This is a genomic window from Devosia sp. (genome assembly GCF_017307565.1).
In the GTDB taxonomy this organism is placed as follows: Bacteria; Pseudomonadota; Alphaproteobacteria; order Rhizobiales; family Devosiaceae; genus Devosia.
Genome location: NZ_JAFKHD010000141.1, coordinates 1 through 1,132 on the forward strand (window position 1 = coordinate 1; position 1,132 = coordinate 1,132).

The 1,132-nt window shown below is 67.7% G+C and carries 2 protein-coding genes; one reads left to right on the plus strand and one right to left on the minus strand.

All coding sequences use genetic code 11. The annotated features are described in order from the left end of the window. Positions 1-661: MBL fold metallo-hydrolase (locus J0I64_RS03755; protein WP_291406274.1), on the plus strand; the 661-nt coding region annotated here is incomplete at its 5' end. 3 nt (positions 662-664) lie between these two features. Here J0I64_RS03755 and J0I64_RS03760 read toward each other — a convergent pair. Further along, positions 665-961, minus strand: a complete 297-nt coding sequence (locus J0I64_RS03760; protein WP_291406275.1) for a hypothetical protein — start codon at positions 959-961, stop codon at positions 665-667. Between the last annotated feature and the right edge of the window lie 171 nt (positions 962-1,132).

A 1,132-nucleotide genomic window follows, 5' to 3' on the forward strand; every position in this document is an offset into this window, starting at 1 on the left:
GGGCGGCGCCATCATCATGTCCGCCTCGGGCATGGCCGATGCGGGGCGCATCAAGCACCATCTCCGTAACAACCTGATCCGCGCCAATGCCACCGTGCTTTTCGTCGGCTATCAGGCCCCGGGCACGCTGGGGCAGATCATTCTTTCGGGCGCCAAGGAAGTTCGCATTCACGGCACCCTGGTGCCGGTGCGCGCCACAATCCGCTCGATGGGCAATTATTCGGCCCATGCCGATCACTCCGAACTGATGGCCTGGATCAAGAAGCGCCTGCCCGCCCATGGCGCCATCTTCCTCACCCATGGCGAAGACGAGGAGCGCACCGCGCTCCGCGCCGCGCTGATGGCGATCGGGCTCGGCGGCGACCAGATCATCCTGCCCCAGCTCGACGACTACTTTGAGCTCACCGCTGCCGGCATCGCCGCCGCCAAGGCTCCGGCCGCCCGCCGCGTCGACCTCAAGCAGCTGCCGGCCGACTGGCACAATGCCTTCTCGGATTTCACCATCCGCCTCAGCCAGCGGCTCCACGACCTGCCGGACACGGAAAAGCTGGCCCTGATGGTCTCGCTGCAGCGGCGCCTGTCCGAACTTGGCGCCGCCCCGAGCCCTGGACACGTGCCGACGCCGGTCACTCCGGTCGAAACCCAGGCCTTTGACGAATAGAGGTTAAGCCTGGCGGGGCCGCAAGCGCCCCGCCATGGCAAAGGTCAGTACGAGCACGGGAATGAGCAGGGCAAAGGCCGTGCGCACGCCCAAGCCCTGCGCCACCGCCCCGATCAGCGCCGGCGCGCCAAGATTGACGAGCTGGAAGACCAGCGTCGTTGCCGCCACGTTCTGGCTCGCCGGGCGATCCCCGATGCGCGCCGCCGCCGACAGGGTCAGCGGATAGAGCACGCAGATGCCGATACCGACGACGACGAACCCGCCCAGCGCCACATAGGCATTGGGCGACAGGACGATCATCACCAGCTTCGTGAAGCGCCGGAGCCCGTCGCCCCCCGATGGTTGTTCCTCCGGGCAAGGTCGCGGGCGACCCGCGCGCGGGCTGAACGCCGATGTCGGAGGCCCGACGTACCGTGTGAACATGCGGATCCTGCACACCTCCGACTGGCACATCGGGCGCTCGTTCCACGG